At 69.2% G+C, this 17767-nt stretch carries 17 protein-coding genes; 7 read left to right on the forward strand and 10 right to left on the reverse strand.

Going from position 1 to position 17767, the window contains the following annotated elements:
* Positions 1 to 114: 114 nt before the first annotated feature.
* Entirely contained in the window at positions 115 to 786 is a 672-nt protein-coding gene (locus tag AC3WPZ_RS25025; protein ID WP_382323839.1) for a FadR/GntR family transcriptional regulator, read from the reverse strand.
* A gap of 155 nt (positions 787 to 941) precedes the next feature.
* On the opposite strand from AC3WPZ_RS25025, the gene AC3WPZ_RS25030 reads away from it, so the two are divergent.
* Positions 942 to 1814 (forward strand): fumarylacetoacetate hydrolase family protein, encoded by an 873-nt coding sequence (locus tag AC3WPZ_RS25030; protein ID WP_492432575.1) that lies wholly within the window; start codon positions 942 to 944, stop codon positions 1812 to 1814.
* Positions 1815 to 1855: 41 nt separating this feature from the next.
* Positions 1856 to 2833, forward strand: a complete 978-nt coding sequence (locus AC3WPZ_RS25035) for a tripartite tricarboxylate transporter substrate binding protein (RefSeq protein ID WP_492442118.1) — start codon at positions 1856 to 1858, stop codon at positions 2831 to 2833.
* Positions 2834 to 2842: 9 nt separating this feature from the next.
* Here AC3WPZ_RS25035 and AC3WPZ_RS25040 read toward each other — a convergent pair whose 3' ends face one another.
* The 4 genes from AC3WPZ_RS25040 to AC3WPZ_RS25055 are packed head-to-tail and all read right to left on the reverse strand — an operon-like array spanning position 2843 to position 5809.
* Positions 2843 to 3286, reverse strand: a complete 444-nt coding sequence (locus tag AC3WPZ_RS25040; protein WP_444688611.1) for an SRPBCC family protein — start codon at positions 3284 to 3286, stop codon at positions 2843 to 2845.
* Between the two features lie 45 nt (positions 3287 to 3331).
* Positions 3332 to 3991: a hypothetical protein gene (locus AC3WPZ_RS25045; protein ID WP_382323836.1), complete on the reverse strand. Its 660-nt coding sequence runs from the start codon at positions 3989 to 3991 to the stop codon at positions 3332 to 3334.
* Positions 3988 to 4998 carry an MlaD family protein gene (locus tag AC3WPZ_RS25050; RefSeq protein WP_444688610.1) on the reverse strand — a complete coding sequence of 337 codons (1011 nt, stop codon included), beginning with the start codon at positions 4996 to 4998 and terminating at the stop codon, positions 3988 to 3990. Before AC3WPZ_RS25050 ends, AC3WPZ_RS25045 begins: the two co-directional genes overlap by 4 nt.
* Before the next feature lie 4 nt (positions 4999 to 5002).
* The gene (locus AC3WPZ_RS25055) at positions 5003 to 5809 is read right to left on the reverse strand and encodes an MlaE family ABC transporter permease (protein WP_444688609.1); all 807 of its coding nucleotides are present in this window, start codon (positions 5807 to 5809) and stop codon (positions 5003 to 5005) included.
* Between the two features lie 121 nt (positions 5810 to 5930).
* Here AC3WPZ_RS25055 and AC3WPZ_RS25060 point away from each other — a divergent pair, with 121 nt between their 5' ends.
* Entirely contained in the window at positions 5931 to 7493 is a 1563-nt protein-coding gene (locus tag AC3WPZ_RS25060; RefSeq protein WP_382323833.1) for an acyl-CoA synthetase, read from the forward strand.
* A gap of 6 nt (positions 7494 to 7499) precedes the next feature.
* Here AC3WPZ_RS25060 and AC3WPZ_RS25065 read toward each other — a convergent pair whose 3' ends face one another.
* On the reverse strand, positions 7500 to 8309 hold the full coding sequence (locus AC3WPZ_RS25065) for a siderophore-interacting protein (protein WP_492442120.1): 810 nt from the start codon (positions 8307 to 8309) through the stop codon (positions 7500 to 7502).
* Positions 8310 to 8383: 74 nt separating this feature from the next.
* On the opposite strand from AC3WPZ_RS25065, the gene AC3WPZ_RS25070 reads away from it, so the two are divergent.
* The gene (locus AC3WPZ_RS25070) at positions 8384 to 8821 is read left to right on the forward strand and encodes a MarR family winged helix-turn-helix transcriptional regulator (RefSeq protein ID WP_382159350.1); all 438 of its coding nucleotides are present in this window, start codon (positions 8384 to 8386) and stop codon (positions 8819 to 8821) included.
* A gap of 9 nt (positions 8822 to 8830) precedes the next feature.
* On the opposite strand, the gene queG is transcribed toward AC3WPZ_RS25070, so the two are convergent.
* Positions 8831 to 9922, reverse strand: a complete 1092-nt coding sequence (gene queG, locus AC3WPZ_RS25075) for a tRNA epoxyqueuosine(34) reductase QueG (protein ID WP_444688603.1) — start codon at positions 9920 to 9922, stop codon at positions 8831 to 8833.
* 42 nt (positions 9923 to 9964) lie between these two features.
* On the opposite strand from queG, the gene tsaE reads away from it, so the two are divergent.
* Complete coding sequence (gene tsaE / locus AC3WPZ_RS25080) at positions 9965 to 10501, forward strand: tRNA (adenosine(37)-N6)-threonylcarbamoyltransferase complex ATPase subunit type 1 TsaE (RefSeq protein WP_492442122.1); 537 nt, start codon at positions 9965 to 9967, stop codon at positions 10499 to 10501.
* 62 nt (positions 10502 to 10563) lie between these two features.
* A complete protein-coding gene (locus AC3WPZ_RS25085; protein WP_382323826.1) occupies positions 10564 to 12012 on the forward strand; it encodes an N-acetylmuramoyl-L-alanine amidase in 1449 nt (482 codons plus the stop codon).
* On the opposite strand, the gene AC3WPZ_RS25090 is transcribed toward AC3WPZ_RS25085, so the two are convergent.
* Complete coding sequence (locus AC3WPZ_RS25090) at positions 12009 to 12518, reverse strand: aromatic-ring-hydroxylating dioxygenase subunit beta (RefSeq protein WP_492442124.1); 510 nt, start codon at positions 12516 to 12518, stop codon at positions 12009 to 12011. The two genes, AC3WPZ_RS25085 and AC3WPZ_RS25090, sit on opposite strands and share 4 nt — an antisense overlap.
* A gap of 118 nt (positions 12519 to 12636) precedes the next feature.
* Complete coding sequence (locus AC3WPZ_RS25095) at positions 12637 to 13971, reverse strand: aromatic ring-hydroxylating dioxygenase subunit alpha (protein ID WP_492442126.1); 1335 nt, start codon at positions 13969 to 13971, stop codon at positions 12637 to 12639.
* A 237-nt stretch (positions 13972 to 14208) separates the two neighbouring features.
* On the opposite strand from AC3WPZ_RS25095, the gene AC3WPZ_RS25100 reads away from it, so the two are divergent.
* Positions 14209 to 16923, forward strand: a complete 2715-nt coding sequence (locus AC3WPZ_RS25100; protein WP_492442128.1) for a tannase/feruloyl esterase family alpha/beta hydrolase — start codon at positions 14209 to 14211, stop codon at positions 16921 to 16923.
* 134 nt (positions 16924 to 17057) lie between these two features.
* Here AC3WPZ_RS25100 and AC3WPZ_RS25105 read toward each other — a convergent pair whose 3' ends face one another.
* Positions 17058 to 17714, reverse strand: a complete 657-nt coding sequence (locus AC3WPZ_RS25105) for a DedA family protein (protein ID WP_382159364.1) — start codon at positions 17712 to 17714, stop codon at positions 17058 to 17060.
* Positions 17715 to 17767: the final 53 nt, after the last annotated feature.

Below are 17767 nucleotides of genomic sequence, written 5' to 3' on the forward strand. Positions count from 1 at the left end.
CCGGGCGTTCTGCGCAGCGGGGTAAAGGAGGAGAACCGGCGAAGCCGGTTCGGGGGACACCCGCGGAGCAGAGCGCCGGGGTGGTCGATCCCGCGAGGCAGAAAAGCGAAAGGCTCAGTACCCCAAAAGGTTCTGCCGCACATGCAGCAGATGCGCCAAGGTCAACTCACGCGCCCGCACCGCATCCCGATCCCGCAGCGCCCCCACGATCGCGCGGTGCTCGGCCTGATAGGCCAACCGGCGCTCCGAAGTCACGCTCTTCTTCTTGAGCTGCCCCCAGTCCCCCTGCGCCCGCACCGTCTTCATCAACGTGAACACATTCGCCACGAAACTGTTGTGCGCCGCATCCGCGATCGCCTGGTGCAACTCAGCGTCCCAATGCTCGAAAGCCTCCAGCGTCTCGGCCGCCTCCGCGTTGACACAGCAAGCCTCCATGCGCTGCAAATCCGCCTGGTTCGCGTTGCGGATCGCCATGTCGATGATCGCCGGCTCCATCGCCAGCCGCGCCTCCATCAGCTCCGCCGGGCTCGTGTGCTGCGACGAGTCCTGCTGCACCCGCTGCCCCAGGCGCGCGCCCACCTGCTCGGCCACATAGGTGCCACTGCCCACGGTCTGCTCGATCAGGCCCTGCTGCTTCAGATCCAGCAAGGCCTTGCGCACCGTGGTGCGGCTCACGCCGAACCGCTCCGAGAGCTCGCGCTCGGTCGGCAGCCGGTCACCCGCGCGCCAATGGCCCGAACGCAGCTGGTCCAGGATCGATTCGCGCAAAGGCGTTGACATGCTCATGGGTGACGAATGTACCAAAACAGACCAATCAGGCAACACCATACCAATTAGGTGATTTCCCCAGGTCCAAAACCGCTCTCATCGCCTACCATCATGGTTCTGGTACCAATTGGTATTTTTTGGTATCTCATCTGGATTTTCAACAAGGAGTTTGCGTGCGCCTCGCCACTTTCGTTCACCAGGGCCAACGCCAGGTCGGCCTCGTCTCGGCCGACGGCCAGACCGTCACCCCCCTCGCCCTGAACCCCGCCGATGCCCAGCGCGGCGTGCTGCCGCTGATCGAGGCCGCGGCCGCTGGCCAACCCCTGCCCGCCACCACCGGCGCGGCGCTGAAGCTGGCCGACGTGACGCTCGACGCCCCGCTGCCCCTGCCCCGCCGCAACCTCTGGTGCGTGGGCCGCAACTACCACGAGCACGCCAAGGAACTGCAGGGCTCGGTGTTCAAGAACAACAACGCCAACCCCGCCGTCTGGCCCATCGTCTTCACCAAGGTGCCCGAATGCGTGATCGCCGACGGCGCCGACGTGGTGCTGCCCGGCGACGACATCTCGCCCCAGATCGACTACGAGGCCGAGCTGGCCGTGGTCATCGGCACCGGCGGCAAGAACATCGCCAAGGCCGACGCCATGAAGCACATCTACGGCTACACCATCGTCAACGACGTGACCGCGCGCGACGTGCAGATGCGCCACCAGCAGTGGGACATGGGCAAGAGCTTCGACACCTTCTGCCCCATGGGCCCGTGGATCGTCACGGCCGACGAGCTCGACGGCCAGCACACGCGCGTGCGCTGCTGGGTCAACGGCGAGCAGCGCCAGGACGGCCGCACCGAAGACCTGATCTTCGACATCCCCACGCTGATCGAGACCATCTCGCGCGGCATCACGCTCTACCCCGGCGACGTGATCGCCACCGGCACACCGGCCGGCGTCGGCCTGGGCATGACGCCGCCCACCTTCCTGAAAAGCGGCGACGTGGTGCGCATCGAGATCGACGGCATCGGCACGCTGCAGAACCGCTTCGTCTGAGCCCCCGCGCTTTCACCGACCGACAACAACAGGAGACAAGAATGAACCGAACCGCACTCCGGCTGTGCAGCCTCGCACTGGCGCTGGCCGCCACCGTGGGCCTGGCCCAGGCCCAGGACGCCTACCCCAGCAAACCCGTGACCATGGTCGTGCCCTTCCCGCCCGGCGGCGTGGCCGACGTGGTGGGCCGCCCGGTGGCCGAGGCCATGGCGCGCCACCTCAACCAGTCGGTGGTGGTGGTCAACCGCGCCGGCGCGGGCGGCGGCATCGGCATGGCGCAGGTGGCCAAGGCCGCGCCCGATGGCTACAACGTGTTGATGGCGCTGTCCTCCATCGTGGTGCTGCCCGAGGCCGACAAGATCCTCGGCCGCGCCCCGATGTTCGAACTCTCGCAATTGATCCCCGTGGCACGCATGACGGCCGACCCCACGGTGCTGGTGGTGCGCGCCGACAGCCCCTGGAAGACGTACGCCGAGTTCATCGCGCACGCCAAGGCCAACCCGGGCCGCATCACCTTCGGTTCATCGGGCAACTACGGCACCATGCACGTGCCCATGGAGCAGCTCAAGGCGGCCACCGGCAGCTACATGCTGCACGTGCCCTACACCGGGGCGGGCCCGGCCATCCTGGGCATGCTCAGCGGCCAGGTCGACGCCGTGGCCACCGGCCCCGCCAGCGCGGTGGGCCAGATCAAGGCCGGCAAGCTGCGCGCGCTCGCGCACTGGGGCGAGGGCCGCCTGGCCCTGCTGCCCGATGTGCCGAGCTTCCGGGAGCTCGGCGTGCCCATCAACTACTCGCAGTGGGCGGGCATCTTCGTGCCGGCCGGCACGCCGCCTGCGGTGGTGAACAAGCTGCGCGAGGCCGCGCGCATGGCCGCGCAGGACCCGAAGACGGTCCAGGTGATGACCACCGCCGGCACCTCGTTCCAGTTCCAGGACGCGGCGGACTTCTACAAGTTCGTGCAGAGCGACGCCAAGGCCATGGCGGCCGTGGTGCAGAAGATCGGCAAGGTGGACTGAGGCCAGGGCCTAGGCCTTGGCCTCGCACAGGGCGCGCAGGGCCTCCAGCGCCTTGGGCCACGCGGCCTCCATCATGGGCACGTAGTCCTCCAGCATGTCCTGCGTGATGGTGAGCTGCGTGCCGCCACCCACGGCCTCGAAGCGGTAGTTCTCGTGGGCCGGGGCCCACGAGGTCACGGCCTCGCTGGTGGTGTCGTCCTTGCCGTTGGCCACGAAGCCCAGGTGCCGGATCGAGATGAACTCGTGCAACTGGTTGCGCTCGATGGTGGCCACCATGCCTTCGCCGCTGGGCGAGAGAAAGCGGATGGTGGCGCCCTCGTCCCACGAGCCTTCGTAGTACGAGCCTTCCATGAAGGGGCGCGTCCATTCGCGGTAGCTGGCCGGGTCGAGCATGGTGTTCCACACCAGCTCGCGCGGGGCCTTGATGGTGGTGGTGAAGGTCATTTGCTGCATGGGGACTCTCCTGGTGGGGAAGAACGGGCCCCGCGCAGGCGCGCGTCAGCGCGCGGCGGTGCCCAACACGAGGTCGATGCGCCGCTGCAGGCGCGCCGCCTCCTCCGATGCGCCTGCGGCCTGGGCGCGTTGCAATTGCAGGCCGAGCCAGGCCCCGAGGGGCCGGCGCCAGCCCTGCGCCGAGGCGGTGTCCACCGCCTGCGTGAGCACGGCCGGTGTGGCGCGGCCGCTGCGCAGCAGCACGCCAGCGGCCACCAGCCGCGACAAGGGGTCTTTCACCGCGGCCAGGGCCGCGTCGGGCGAGCCAGCGCTCAGGAGCGCGCGCTGCGCCTCGGGCAGCAGGGCGGCGTCGGCCGGCATGGCGGTGCCCGCGAGGTAGCGCGCGTAGGCCTGCTCGGCCGGTGCCGCGTCCTGCGCGAGCGCCTCGAAACCGGTGCAGGGCTCGAACACCAGCGCGGCCACGCGCGTGGCGCAGCGCAGCAGCTCGGCACGCGCCAGCAGATCGGGCCGGCCGGTGCTGGTGAGTTCGCGCCGCACGCGCGCGAACTCCGCCGACTCGATGGCCGAGTCACCGCGCAACCAGGCCTCGGCCGCGCGCTCGGTGCCGTCCTTGGCATTCAACTGCCATTCGGGTACGGGCGGCTTGCTGCCGCAACCGGTCAGGGTCACCACGGCGCACGCCATCAGAATGGTTTGCAGCTTCATGGCAGCTTGATTTCTGTGTCCTTCGAGAAAGGCCACTTGCGGTTGATGTCGTTGATCATCGAGTCCACCTTGCGCAGACTGGCTTCGACCTCACCGCGCAGGTAGCCCAGGTCGCTGGTGGCCTCGCGCGTGTTGCCGGCGATGCCCTGCACCTCCACCAGCACCGCGTCCACCTTCTTGAGGCTGGTGCGCGTCTCGGCCAGCAGGCCGTTGAGCTGCTGCACCGTCGCGCGCGCGTCGCCCACCAGGCCGGCCTCGCCGGGCGCGGCGCCCTGGCCGAACACCTGGCGGTCCGCATTGGCGGCCAGGCTGTCCAGCCGCCGGGCCAGCGAGTCGGCGCGCAGCAGCAAGGCATTGGTGCGGTCGATGGTGGCGACGAGCTTCTTCGCGTCCTCGTCGTTGCCCATCAGCACGCCCAGGCCGCCGTGCGGCCCCTGGAGGCGCTCGGTGGCCACTTTCACGCCACCCAGGGTGCCGGCCACCGCGCCATCGCTGGCCGTGAGCGCGGCGAGGTTGTCGAGCACATCGCGCATGCTGGCGGCCAGCTTGGGAATCTCGGCCGCGGTGTCGCCGCGCAGCACGGTCCGCTCGGCGCCGTCGGGCAAGGCGGGGTCTTCGAGCACGCCGCTGTAGGCGCGGATGCGCGTGCCGCCCACCAGGCCCCGCTCCATGGTGAAGATGCTGGAGGTGCGCAGCCATTTCGCGTCCTTGCGCGGCACGTCGATCAGGATGCGCGCGTTGCCATCATCGCCCAGCTCGATGCGCGCCACGCGGCCGATGGCGAAGCCGGCGAAGGTCATGTCCATGCCCACGACCACGCCCTCGGAATCGTCGGAGATCAGCACCAGGCGCTGCGTGGGTTCGAGCACGCCGCGTGCGAACAGGATGTAGGCCGCCGAGCCCACCAGCAGCACGGCCATGAGCATCAGCAGCAGCCCGGCCTTGAATTCCAGGTTCTTCACCGGCGGGGCTTCGGGCGGCGGTGGCGGAGGGGGCGTGGGGTTCATGGTGTCAATAGTAGTTGCCGACCAGCGACACCACCTCGATCAGCAGCACGACCGAGAACAGGCGGGCGAACTCGCTCATGTCGCTGCGCCGGCTGTAGCGGCCGTCGCGGTCGGCCTGCGCCGCCCCGGCCAGCGGCACCACGGCCACCGCGAGGCTGAAGAACACGGTCTTGAGGCCGAAGATCAGCGTGACCGCCGGCGAGAACACGCCGCCCACGGCGCGCGTGTAGCCCGGCAGGCCCCAGGGCGAGAAGCCGTAGACCGTGAGGTAGGTCAGCACCAGCGCCACCACCGAGCTCAGGCCCGCGAGCAGCAGCACCGAGAACATGCTGCCCAGCGCGCGCGGCAGCAGCTGGTTGGCCAGCAGCGACTGCCGCTCGGGCAGGCTGCCTTCGCGCTGCTGCAGCGCCAGCTGCTTGCGCACCTCCTGCGCGCCCGGCATGGCGTAGCGCACCGCCACGAACATGGCCACGTAGAGCGGGATGAGTTCGAGCACCAGCGTGCGCACCAGCACCTCCAGCGCGTACTGAGACAGGCCGTAGCTGTAGGCCGTGGCCACCACGATGCGGATCAGCACCAGGCTCACCAGCGCCGAGAGCACCAGGAACCAGGTGAGCAAGGGCGCGGTGGCGCGGTACAGGCTGCCGAGCACCGCCTGGCGGTGCGTGGGCGCGCGGTAGCTGGCCGGCGACAGCGCCAGCACCAGGATCTGCGCGCCCACGAACAGGGTGTGCCACCAGGCGTTCCAGCTCGCGCGCAGGCCCCGGCCCCAGCGGCCCAGGGTGTCGTGTGCGGCGTTCACGGGATTCATGGGGCCATGATAGCCGTGGGTCTTCGCCACAGCGGGGGCGCGGCCACCGGCAAATGTGACAGCATGCAGCCGCTGCAACGGTCAGAATCCGTTGCGCCCTTTCCGCCGACAGGAGACAACCATGACCGCTTCCGTGCACCCCGTGGTCCGCCGCCAGACCATCGCCGACGCCCTGCGCCGCACCGCGCAGCGACTGCCCGCCAAGTCCGCCGTCGTCTGCGGCGACACGCAGTGGACCTACGCCGAGTTCGACGCCCTGGTCAGCCGCCTGGCCGCGGGCCTGGCGCGCATCGGCGTGGCCCAGGGCGACAAGGTGGCCGTGCTGGCGCGCAACTCGCACGGCTTTGCCGCGCTGCGCTTCGCGCTGGCCCGCCGGGGCGCGGTGATGGTGCCGATCAACTTCATGCTCAAGGCCGACGAGGTGGCCTACATCCTGCGCCACGCGGGCGCGCGCACCCTGGCCACCGACAGTGGCCTGGCCGAGCTGGCGCGCGCGGCGGCGGCGCTGGAGACGCAGGTCCAGCAGTACCTCTGGCTGCCCTCGGAAGACCCGAGCGAGCCAGTGGCCGGCATGCACCGCTTCGACGAACTCGCGGCCTGCACCGACCCGCTGCCCGAGGTCACGCTGGGCAGCCACGACCTGGCGCAGATCGTCTACACCAGCGGTACCGAGTCGACGCCCAAGGGCGCCATGCTCACGCACGACGCGGTGCTGTGGCAGTACGTGAGCTGCGTGATCAACGCCGAGATCGCCGAAGACGACCACGCCCTGCACGCGCTGCCGCTCTACCACTGCGCACAGCTCGATGTGTTCTTCGGCCCGGCGGTCTACATCGGCAGCAGCAACGTGATCACGGCCAAGCCGGTGCCCGACCACCTGATCGCGCTGATCGAGAAGTACCGCATCACCAGCTTCTTCGCGCCACCCACGGTGTGGATCGCGCTGCTGCGCTCGCCGCTGTTCGACGCGGCCAAGCTCCAGAGCCTGGCCAAGGGCTACTACGGCGCGTCCATCATGCCGGTGGAGGTGCTCAAGGAACTGGCCTCGCGCCTGCCTTCGGTGCGGCTGTGGAACCTGTACGGCCAGACCGAGATCGCGCCGCTGGCGACCATGCTCGGCCCGGACGACCAGCTGCGCAAGCCCGGCTCCTGCGGCAAGGCCGTGATCAACGTGGAAACGCGCGTGGTCACGGACGACATGCGCGACGTGGCGGTGGGCGAGGTCGGCGAGATCGTGCACCGCTCGCCCCACCTCATGCTGGGCTACTTCAACGACCCCGAGCGCACGCGCAGCGCGTTCGACGGCGACTGGTTCCACAGCGGCGACCTCGCGATGATCGACGACGAGGGCTACATCACCGTGGTGGACCGCAAGAAGGACATGATCAAGACCGGCGGCGAGAACGTGGCCAGCCGCGAGGTGGAGGAAATGGTCTACCGCCTGCCGGCCGTGAGCGAGGTGGCGGTGATCGGCCTGCCCGACCCGAAGTGGGTGGAAGCCGTGACGGCGGTGATCGTGGTCAAGGCCGGGCAGGCGCTCACCGAGGCCGAGGTGATCGCGCACTGCAACCAGCACATGGCGGCCTTCAAGAGCCCGAAGCGCGTGGTGTTCAGCGACAGCCTGCCCAAGAACCCCAGCGGCAAGCTGCTCAAGCGCGAACTGCGCCAGCGCTACACCGGCTGAGCGTCTTCAGCCGCCCAGCGTTTCGTGGTGGCCGACGGCGCCGCGCTTCCAGTAGGCGGAGGCGCGCACGCGGCCCTTATCCAGGCCATGCCCGTCCACCAGCGCCTGCCGCACGGCGGCGATGCTGGCGGCTTCGCCACCGGCCCAGGCAAAACCTTCACCGGCAGGCAGCTTCAACGCGGCCACGGCCTGCGCGAGCGCGTCGGTGGCACCGGTCTGAATCCAGTGCGTCTGCAGGCGCGCGCCGCTGCTGAAGGTGCGGCGGTCGGCCGCGTCGCCGGTCTCGATCACGGTGATGGCCTGGGCCGTCTCGGGCAACTCCTCCAGACGCCGCGCGATCGCGGGCACGGCGGACTCGTCGCCCACCAGCAGGTGCCAGTCGAAGCCCGTGGGCACCACGAAGGAGCCCCGGGGCCCGCCCAGGCCGACCTCGTCGCCCGGCTGGGCCGTTTCGGCCCAGCGCGAGGCCACGCCGTCGCCGTGCAGCACGAACTCGATGTCCAGCGTGCCGGCGGCGCGGTCGAACTGGCGCGGCGTGTAGTCGCGCATCACCGGTTTTTCGACGCCCGGCGGCAGAGCCAGGCCGTCGGGGCCGGGCTGGGGCAGCACCAGCGGCTGGCCGGGCTGGGCCGGCAACATGAGCTTGGCGTGGTCGTCGAACGAGGCGCTGACGAAATCGCGCAGGGCCTCACTGAAAAAACGGATGCGAAGGAAGTGCGGGCTGACCGCGTCGATGCGCTGCACCGTCAGGCGGCGCGCCTTGATCTCGTGGCGCACGCGCTCCACGGCCAGGGGGTTGGGAATGCTTGTGTTCATGGTTCTGCTTGGTTGATAATGACAACCATCATGCCTTGATTGGATGACACTGTCAACAACATGGACAACCCACGATGACAAGAAATGTGAACACCGAGGTGCTGGACCGCCTGCACAGCCTCATGCACGGCCTGCGGCGCCACCTGCAGGAGGCCATGCGCCACGACGGCGAGGGCCTGGGACCGATGGAGGCGCGCTGCCTGGGTTACTTCATGCGCCACGACGGCGCCACGCAGAGCGACCTGGTGCAGCACTCGGGCCGCGACAAGGCGCAGATCGCGCGCATCGTCAAAGCCCTGCACGAGCGCGGCCTGCTGCACAGCCGCCCCGACCCCGACGACGGCCGCAGCCAGCGCGTGGGCGTGACCGCCGAAGGCCAGGCGCTGCAGCGCAAGATGCAGCAGCACCGCGTGCGCTTCGAGAAGACCATGATGGCCGGCCTCACCGACCACGAGCGCACCACCCTGCTCGCCCTGCTCGACCGCCTGGAGGAGAACGTGGGCGAGGCCTGAGCCCCTGGCTCAATGGGTGGCGGTGCGGCCTTGCGCCATCGCCCAGGCCACGTGCTCGCGCACCAGTTCGCTGGGGTGTTCGGCCCGGGCCTGCAGCGCGCGCCGCACGCCGTCGTCGGGTCCGGCGCGCAGCGCGTTGCCGAGCGAGACCGCGATGTTGCGCAGCCAGCGCTCGTGCCCGATGCGCCGGATGGGGCTTCCCTCGGTGCGGCGCAGGAACTCCGGCTCGCTCCAGGCGAACAACTCCACCAGCGTGGCACCGCTCAGGCCCTCGCGCGCGTCGAAGTCGGGCAAGGGGCTGCGCCGGGCGAACTTGTTCCAGGGGCAGATCAGCTGGCAGTCGTCGCAGCCGTAGATGCGGTTGCCGATCAAGGGGCGCAGGGCCTCGGGAATCGGGCCGGCGTGTTCGATGGTCAGGTAACTGATGCAACGGCGTGCGTCCAGCCGGTGCGGTGCGGTGATGGCCTGGGTGGGGCAGATGTCGATGCAGGCACTGCAGGCGCCGCAGTGCGCGCTGATCGGCTCGGTGGGCGGCAGGGGCAGGTCGGTGTAGATCTCGCCCAGGAAGAACATCGAGCCGGCTTCGCGGTGCAACAGCAGCGTGTGCTTGCCGCGCCAGCCCTGGCCGCTGCGCTGCGCGAGCTCGGCCTCGAGCACCGGTGCCGAGTCGGTGAACACGCGGTGGCCCAGCGGCCCGGCGGCGGCCTGGATGCGCTCGGTCAGGGTCTGCAGCCGGTTGCGCAGCACCTTGTGGTAGTCGCGCCCCCGCGCATAGACCGACACGATGGCCTCGCCCGGGCGCTGCAGGCGCTGCAATTCCTGGGCCTGCCAGTCCTCGGGCGTGCCACGCGGCAGGTAGTCCATGCGCGCGGTGATCACGCTCAGCGTGCCCGGCACCAGCTCCGCCGGGCGGGCACGCTTCATGCCATGCGCGGCCATATAGGCCATGTCACCGTGCCATCCAGCCGACAACCAGGCCTGCAAACCCGGTTCCGCGGCCGACAAATCCACACCGGCCACGCCAATTTGGGAAAATGCAAGCTCCTGGCCCCAGGCCTGTATCTGCGAGACGAGTTGAGCGGCATCAAAAGCGAACTTCATGGAAAGCCGATTGTAGGAACCGCACCGGTTTCTGCGGGCCTTGTGCCCCCTGTCGAACGCTGGCAAGGCCAGTGGGCCACCGAAGAAGACACCCAGGCCTTCGCGCGCCGCCTCGCCACGACCCCGGCCATCGCCCACGCCACGCTGACCCTGCAGGGCGACCTGGGTGCGGGCAAGACCACGCTGGTGCGCCACCTGCTGCGCGCGCTGGGCGTGCGCGGTCGCATCAAGAGCCCCACCTACGCGGTGGTCGAGCCGCACAGCGCGATCGACTGCGCGGTGATGCCCGAGGGCGAGCCGCTGCAGATCTGGCACTTCGACTTCTACCGCTTCAACGACCCGCGCGAATGGGAAGACGCGGGCTTCCGCGAACTTTTCGCCAGCCCCGGCCTCAAGCTGGTGGAATGGCCCGAGCGCGCCGGTGAGTTTCTGCCGGTGGTCGATCTCCAGATCGACATTCAACCCGACGACATGACCACACCACAAGCCCACACCGACCCGGACCAGGACACCCAGCGCACCGTGCACGCCACGGCGCTCACCGCCACCGGCCGCCGGTTGCTGGAGGCCTTGGCATGAGCGAAGCGCCGGGCCGTTCCCAAGCAAGCTCGCACCGCAGCCCGCAGGGCGAAGGTCTTCCAATGAGCGGCAACCTCAGCCGCCGCACCCTGCTGCGCACCGGCTCGCTGGTGCTGCTGCTGGGCGCGCAGCAGATCGCGCGCGGCGCCAGCGTGGTGGCCGTGCGCATCTGGCCGGCCGAGGACTACACGCGCGTGACCATCGAGTCCGACGGCGTGCTGCAGGCCAAGCAGTTCTTCGTGACCGACCCGCCCCGGCTGGCGGTGGACATCGAGGGCATCGACCTGCTGCCCGGCCTGCGCGAGCTGGTGGGCAAGCTCAAATCGGACGACCCCAACATCGCCGGCATCCGCGCCGCGCAGAACGCGCCCAACGTGGTGCGCCTGGTGATCGACCTCAAGAAGCCGATCAAGCCGCAGGTGTTCAACCTGGAGCCCGTGGCGGCCTACCAGCACCGCCTGGTGTTCGACCTCTACCCGCTCAACCCGCCCGACCCGCTGGAGCAACTGATCGCCCAGCGCATGAAGGACATGGACGCGGCCAGCGAACGCGCCGCGCGCCTGCTGGGCCTGGAAGCCGACAAGGTCACCAAGCCGGCCACCCCGGCCGACGACCCGCTGGGCGAGCTGATCGCGGGCCGCGAGCGGCCCAAGGCCCCGGCCAACCCCGACCAGGGCCCGCCGCTGCCGGCGGCCAAGCCGCCAGGCGGCAGCGACGACACCGCCGTGGCCGGTGCCAACCCCAAGGGCAGCCCGGCCAAGCAGCCGCCCGGGGGCAAGGGCAAGACCGAGCGCCTCATCATCATCGCGCTCGACCCTGGCCATGGCGGCGAAGACCCGGGTGCCATCGGCCCCAACGGCACGCAGGAAAAACGCGTGGTGCTGCAGATCGCGCACAAGCTGCGCGAGCGCATCAACGAGACCCGCGTCAACGGCAACCCCATGCGCGCCTTCATGACGCGCGACAAGGACTTCTTCGTGCCGCTGCAGGTGCGCGTGCAGAAGGCCCAGCGCGTGCAGGCAGACCTGTTCATCAGCATCCACGCCGATGCCTTCCTCACGCCCCGGCCCCAGGGCGCCAGCGTGTATGCGCTGAGCACGCGCGGCGCCAGCAGCTCGGCCGCGAAGTGGATGGCCGACAAGGAGAACGCGGCCGATCTGGTGGGTGGCCTGAACACGAAAACGGCCGACGCGCACGTGCGCCGCGCCCTGCTCGACATGAGCACCACGGCCCAGATCAACGACAGCCTGAAACTCGGCACGGCCATGCTGGGCCACGTCAAGCGCATCGGCAAGCTGCACAAGCCCCAGGTGGAGCAGGCCAACTTCGCCGTGCTGCGCGCGCCCGACATCCCCAGCGTGCTGGTGGAGACGGCCTTCATCAGCAACCCCGATGAAGAAAAGCGCCTGAACGACCCGAAGTACCAGGACGACCTCGCCGACGCGCTCGTGCGCGGCATCGTCGCCTACTTCTCGAAGAACCCGCCTCTGGCGCGCAACCGCCAGATCTAGACCGGGTAAATCAGCGAGTTCAGCACCATCTCGCTGTCGTACACGCAGAGCCGGCTTTTCAGCTTCAGCCCGGCATCGGTCTGCACGAAGTCGTCGATGTAACGACCCACCTGGTACACCTCGCTCACACCGCCGGGCTTGGTGCGGAACACCGCGTAGTTCGCTTCGGCGCGGATCGGGTCGTCCGCCGTGCCCGCACCTGCGTGGGTCACGCGCGCCGGGCTCACCACGTGGCGCGTGTAGTACGGGCCGTGGTAGATGGTCTGGCTGGTGCCGTAGATGCGGTCGCGCATCATGCCCTGGCTCTCCAGCGCGATCAGCGCCAGCGGGAGCTTGCGGTCGAAATTCTCGCGCGCCTGCACCTTGTAGCGCGCGTCTTCCACGAAGCACTCGGGCCATTCGCCGAAGCGGCGCTCGTCGAGCGAGGCCGCATAGGCCGCGTTGAAACGGTCGATGGCGTGGTGCAGCAGCAGGCTCTGCAGATCGGTGTCAATCACAGCATTCATGGATAGGCTTGTTCGGAGACAGGTGACTGGTGACCAGAGGTGCCGCGGAACCGGCTTTGCCGGGCCGCCAGCACCGCCCCCTTGAGGGGGTCGAGCGAAGCTCGGCGGGGGTGTTTCACTAGACCCCCATCGCTTTCTTCCAGTAGGCGTACATCGAACGAATCAAGGTCTCGGTGACCATGTGCTCGGTGGGCGGCTGACCCACGGCGTCCTCGCGGCCACCCAGTTCCACCAGCGTGGCGCCCTCTTCGCCCCATTGTTCGAAGCCGTCCTGGCTGAACTCGATCACCTCGCCGTCGTCGGCGCTCACGAAACCGGCCGGGCCGAACAGGTTGGCCTGGCGCAGGCGGCGCTGGGTCATCTCCTCCGTGTCGTCGGTGAAGCCGAAGTGCGTCCACACGAAATCGAACTCGCCCGCGCCCCGCGGCACGATGTGGCGCGTGGACAGCGAGTTCACCTGCTGCTGGATGATGAGGCTGGGGAACAGCGTGATCATGGTCACCGTGGGTGTGATGGTCGCGCCCGGGTGGGACGGGTCGTCCACCGTCCACCAGGGTTCGGGCACCACGTCGAGCAGGCGCGTGTCGTTGAGGGCCATGTCGGCCTTGAAGCTGGTCACGCCTTCGGTCACCGTCTTGTTCGCGCCGCCGTCGTTGCGGCGCGAGATCATCACGGCGTGGCGGCCTTGCGCGTCCATCACCATGCGGCTCTTCTGGTCGGCGCGCCACAGACCGAAAGTGACGAACCAGGTGTGCAGCAGGCCGGGGTGGTACGGGTCCTTGATGTTCTCCATCATGAGCTTCCAGTTGCCCGGAATGCGCTGGCGGTTGTAGCCCAGCAGCTTGAGTTCGCGGCCTTGGAAGATGCGGTCGAGCCAGGGCATGACCTGCGGGCCGATGTACTGCTCGAAGGGTTCGGCCTCTTCGCTGAAGGTGGCGAACACCAGGCCGTGCAGCACGGCCACGCGCAGCTTGGTCAGGCCGTTCTTGCCGAGGTCGAAATCGGCCGGCATGCCGCCGTTGACGCACTCGCCGTCCTTCACCCCGTCCTTGAACGGCAGGCCGGCCAGGTCGCCGTTGAGCTTGTAGGTCCACTGGTGGTAGGGGCAGACGAAGCTGCGCGCGTTGCCGGTCTGGCCGTCCATCGGCGACTGGCAGAAGCGCACGCCCCGGTGCGCGCAGCGGTTCTCCACCACGCGGATGCCGTGGTCGGTGGCACGCTCCCTGGGCGCGACGCGGTCACGCACCATGATCACCTGGCGCTCGCCGATCCAGCTCAGCCTGTAGTCGCCGGTGTTGGGGATTTCGATCGCCAGGCCCACGTAGCTCCAGTGCGGGCCGTAGAAGAGGCGCTCAAGTTCGCGCTGGTACAGCGTGGGGTCGGTGTAGGCCCAGAAGGGCACCCGGCTGGTGCCGGGCTCGCGCCAGCGCGACAGGGTTTGCGGTGCGTTCATGTCTCCTCGCGTGCGGGAAACGCCCCGCTTGAAGAAAATGATACGCCTACTCATCAATTCAGGCAAAACCCGGGCGTCCCCCAGGGCACAGCCCCATCCCGATCGTCAAATTCATATCTTAAAAGTATCGAATTTGTTGATTTCATATATTTGACGCACATCCTCCATGTCTCTATCGTCCCGCCGACCAGCGAGCCAAGCAGGCATCGCCGGCCTACAACGACGGAGACAACGGACATGAGCCATTCGCACCGCCCGGGGCAGCCTCCCAGGCTTCCCCTCCCCCACGCCCTGCTCGCCGGCACCGCGCTGTGCCTGCTGCTCGCCGCCTGCGGCGGCGGGGGCTCCGACAGCGCCGCGGGCAACAACGACGACGACGCGGGCGGCGGCCCGCCCCCGGTGGTCGCGCCGCCCATCGACCCGGTGGCCGCCTGCGCCGCGCTCAACGGCTTCACGCTCGCGGCGGCGGACCTGTCGCTGCCCTCCGGCGGCGCTTCGGTAACGGCCGCCACCTACCTCACCGGTGGCCCCCTGGGCAACCACTGCCAGGTGCGCGGCGCGATCCGCCCGGTCGACCCGAGCGCGCCCGACATCGGCTTCGCCGTCAACCTGCCCACGGACTGGAACGGCAAGGCCATCCACTTCGGCGGCGGCGGCTTCAACGGCCGCCTGATCGACGGCACCGAGCAGATCCGCTTCGGCCCGCCGGACAAGCCGGCCCCACTGGCGCTGGGCTACGCCACCTTCGGCGACGACAGCGGCCACCAGAGCAGCAGCATCACCGACGGCTCGTTCGCCGCCAACGACGAAGCGCTGGCCAACTACGGCGGCCTCGCGCTCAAGAAGACCCACGACGTCGCCATGAAGCTGGTGCGCGCGCGCTACGGCAGCGCACCGAAGCAGGCCTACTTTCTCGGCACCTCCACCGGCGGGCGCGATGCGTTGGCCCACATCCAGCGCTGGCCCGCCGACTACAACGGCGTGATCGCCAACGAACCCGCGCTCAACTACAGCGGCACGCGCCTGAGCAACCTGGCCGTGGGCCGCGCGCTCTACCTCAACGGCGGCGCGGGCTGGCTCAACGTCGCCAAGACGCTGCTGGTGCAGCGCACCGCCATGACCACCTGCGACACGCTGGATGGCGCGGCCGACGGCATCGTCAGCAACGTGGAGAGCTGCCGCCTGCTCAACGCGCAGGTGCTCAACGCCCTGCGCTGCCCCGGGGGCGTGGACACCGGCAACACCTGCCTGTCGGACGCGCAGCTCGACACCGTGCGCGCCATCGAATCGCCGCTGGACTTCACCACCTACACCCTGGCCCATGGCGTGACGCGCGCGGGCGGCTACAACCTGCTCGAAGGCGCGCTGGTGGCCGGGCCGTACACCTCGCGCGACCTCGGCACGCGGGCGGTGCCGGGCAACCCCGCCACCTCGGCGGACGCCAACATGTACGTCACGGGCGACCAGTGGGCCAAATACTTCGTCACGCGCGTGGCCTCGTTCGACTCGCTCGGCTTCGACCCGCTGAACCCTGGCCTGTACACGGCGCGCGTGCAGGCGGCCTCGGCGCAGACCGACGCCACCAACCCCGACCTCTCGGCCTTCCTCGCGCGCGGCGGGCGCCTGATCATGCTGCACGGCCTGGCCGACGAGGTCATCAGCCCGAACTCCACCATCGACTACCACCAGCGCGTGCTCGCCACCGTGGGGCAGGCCGCCGTCGACGCGGGCATCCGCTTCTACACCGTGCCCGGCATGGGCCACGGCACCGGAGTGTTCATCCCCAACTGGGATTCGCTGGCGGCGCTGGAAAACTGGGTCGAGCGCGGCCTTGCGCCCGCCACCGTCACCGCCTTCGACGCGGTCGCCGGCACCTACGGCCGCACGCGCCCGCTGTGCGAGTACCCGGCCTACCCGAAGTACCGGGGCAGCGGCAGCCTGGACGCGGCGGTGAATTTCAGCTGCGTCACCGAGGTGGGCGACCCGCTGGCCTGCAGCCACCTGCCCAGCGCGCTGACCAGCTACAAGGGCGGCAACACGCGCGGCGAGGAACTGACGCTGCAGGTGGACCCGGCCACACTGGCCTACACCCTCACCATCGACGCCAGCCTGCAGCGCGCGCCGGGCACGCAGCGCAGCGGCGCCCTGATCGCCCAGGGGCAGTGCAGCTACGCCAGCGCCGAAAACGGCGCGCTCTTCACCTTCAGCGCCGGCGGCCTTGTGCACGGCGGCATCGCGGCGGCCAGCGGCGGCGGCCACCTGCCCCTGCTGGCGTTCCGCGACACCTTCGTCAACACCACCGCGGGCAGCGGCTTCAACACCATCGCGGGCGACTTCAACGCCGTGGGCGCCGACTACAGCGCGGGTGGCACCCTGAGCACCTGGGCCGGCACCGGCAAGATCCGCAACGCGGGCACCTGGCAGACCTGCCAGGCCACCGGCACGCCGCCGGGCTTCATGCTCTACGAGGCCAACTGTTCACCGGCCACCAAGGGCTACCTGCAGTACAGCGCCGTGCGCAACGCCTACGAGCTCATGCTCACCTCCACCTGCGGTGGCGCGGGTTGCCCCTCGACGCCCACCTCGGGCGGCACGGTCACCGGCTCCGTGGTGGCCGGCATGGTCGGCGGCAACCCGGTGCCGCTGGTGCTGCTGCGCGCGGCCGATGCCAGCAGCTCGGGCATGCGGCTCTACGCCAAACAGGCCACCCTGTTGCCCGGCACGGGCGATGGCCGCTACGCGATGAACAGCACCGACGGCAGCGCGGTGGGCGACGCCACGGTGCTGGGCACCGCCCTCACGCGCGGCGCGCAGTCCGATGTGCTGGACTTCGACACGCCGGTGGCGGGTGTCACACAGACCCGCGCGGCGCCACCGGCCCACCTGCTGTTCAGCAACGGCGTGCTCGGCCAGCTGGAGACCACCCGGCTGCTGCTGGGCGTTCGGCACTGAGAAAAACACCCCCTGCGCCGCTGCGCGGCTTCCCCCTCTCTGGCGCCTTCGGCCGGGGGGGACGGCACCTCGGGCCGGCGGAGCCGGACCCTTGTTGCCCCTGGTGGGCGGCGCGCTCCGGCGGAGTACTCAGCTCAGGCGGTGCCGGCGCGCTTGGCTTCGCGGCTGGCTTTCCAGGCGCCGAAGATGGCGATCAGGCCGGGCACGATGATCAGGGCCCAGATGATCATGCTCAGGTTCTCCTGCACCCAGGGCAGGTTGCCGAACAGGTAACCCGCCGTGGTCAGGCCCACCACCCAGATCAGCGCGCCGATCACGTTGTAGGCCGTGAACTTGACGCGCGTCATCTCGGCCACGCCGGCCACGAAGGGCGCGAAGGTGCGGATGAAGGGCATGAAGCGCGCCAGGATGATGGTGATGCCGCCGTATTTCTCGTAGAAGGCGTGCGCCTGGTTGAAGGCGTTGCGGTTGAACAGGCGCGAGTTCTCCCACTGAAACACCTTGGGGCCGAAGTAGCGGCCGATGGTGTAGTTGGTCTGGTCGCCCAGCACCGCGGCGATGACCAGCAGCACCATGGCCAGCGGCAGGCTCATCAGGCCCACGCCGCACAGCGCGCCCACCACGAACAGCAGCGAGTCCCCGGGCAGGAAGGGCATCACCACCACACCGGTCTCGGTGAAGATGATCAGGAACAGCAGGGCATAGACCCAGGCCCCGTAGTTCTGCACGAAGGTCTGAAGGTGCTGGTCCACATTCAGGATGAAGTCGATGAGGAAGGTAACGATTTCCATGGTGGGGGCATTATCCCTGCGGCCTACAATTTGCCCGTGACAAGCCTTCCCAC

Source organism: Hydrogenophaga sp. FW305-3-2-15-A-LB1 (assembly GCF_058787875.1).

Coding starts and splice junctions, on each gene's coding strand:
- AC3WPZ_RS25025 (WP_382323839.1), bottom strand. CDS start 786: ATGAGCATGTCAACGCCTTTGCGCGAATCGATCCTGGACCAGCTGCGT.
- AC3WPZ_RS25035 (WP_492442118.1), top strand. CDS start 1,856: ATGAACCGAACCGCACTCCGGCTGTGCAGCCTCGCACTGGCGCTGGCC.
- AC3WPZ_RS25040 (WP_444688611.1), bottom strand. CDS start 3,286: ATGCAGCAAATGACCTTCACCACCACCATCAAGGCCCCGCGCGAGCTG.
- AC3WPZ_RS25045 (WP_382323836.1), bottom strand. CDS start 3,991: ATGAAGCTGCAAACCATTCTGATGGCGTGCGCCGTGGTGACCCTGACC.
- AC3WPZ_RS25050 (WP_444688610.1), bottom strand. CDS start 4,998: ATGAACCCCACGCCCCCTCCGCCACCGCCGCCCGAAGCCCCGCCGGTG.
- AC3WPZ_RS25055 (WP_444688609.1), bottom strand. CDS start 5,809: ATGAATCCCGTGAACGCCGCACACGACACCCTGGGCCGCTGGGGCCGG.
- AC3WPZ_RS25060 (WP_382323833.1), top strand. CDS start 5,931: ATGACCGCTTCCGTGCACCCCGTGGTCCGCCGCCAGACCATCGCCGAC.
- AC3WPZ_RS25065 (WP_492442120.1), bottom strand. CDS start 8,309: ATGAACACAAGCATTCCCAACCCCCTGGCCGTGGAGCGCGTGCGCCAC.
- AC3WPZ_RS25070 (WP_382159350.1), top strand. CDS start 8,384: ATGACAAGAAATGTGAACACCGAGGTGCTGGACCGCCTGCACAGCCTC.
- queG (WP_444688603.1), bottom strand. CDS start 9,922: ATGAAGTTCGCTTTTGATGCCGCTCAACTCGTCTCGCAGATACAGGCC.
- AC3WPZ_RS25085 (WP_382323826.1), top strand. CDS start 10,564: ATGAGCGGCAACCTCAGCCGCCGCACCCTGCTGCGCACCGGCTCGCTG.
- AC3WPZ_RS25090 (WP_492442124.1), bottom strand. CDS start 12,518: ATGAATGCTGTGATTGACACCGATCTGCAGAGCCTGCTGCTGCACCAC.
- AC3WPZ_RS25095 (WP_492442126.1), bottom strand. CDS start 13,971: ATGAACGCACCGCAAACCCTGTCGCGCTGGCGCGAGCCCGGCACCAGC.
- AC3WPZ_RS25100 (WP_492442128.1), top strand. CDS start 14,209: ATGAGCCATTCGCACCGCCCGGGGCAGCCTCCCAGGCTTCCCCTCCCC.
- AC3WPZ_RS25105 (WP_382159364.1), bottom strand. CDS start 17,714: ATGGAAATCGTTACCTTCCTCATCGACTTCATCCTGAATGTGGACCAG.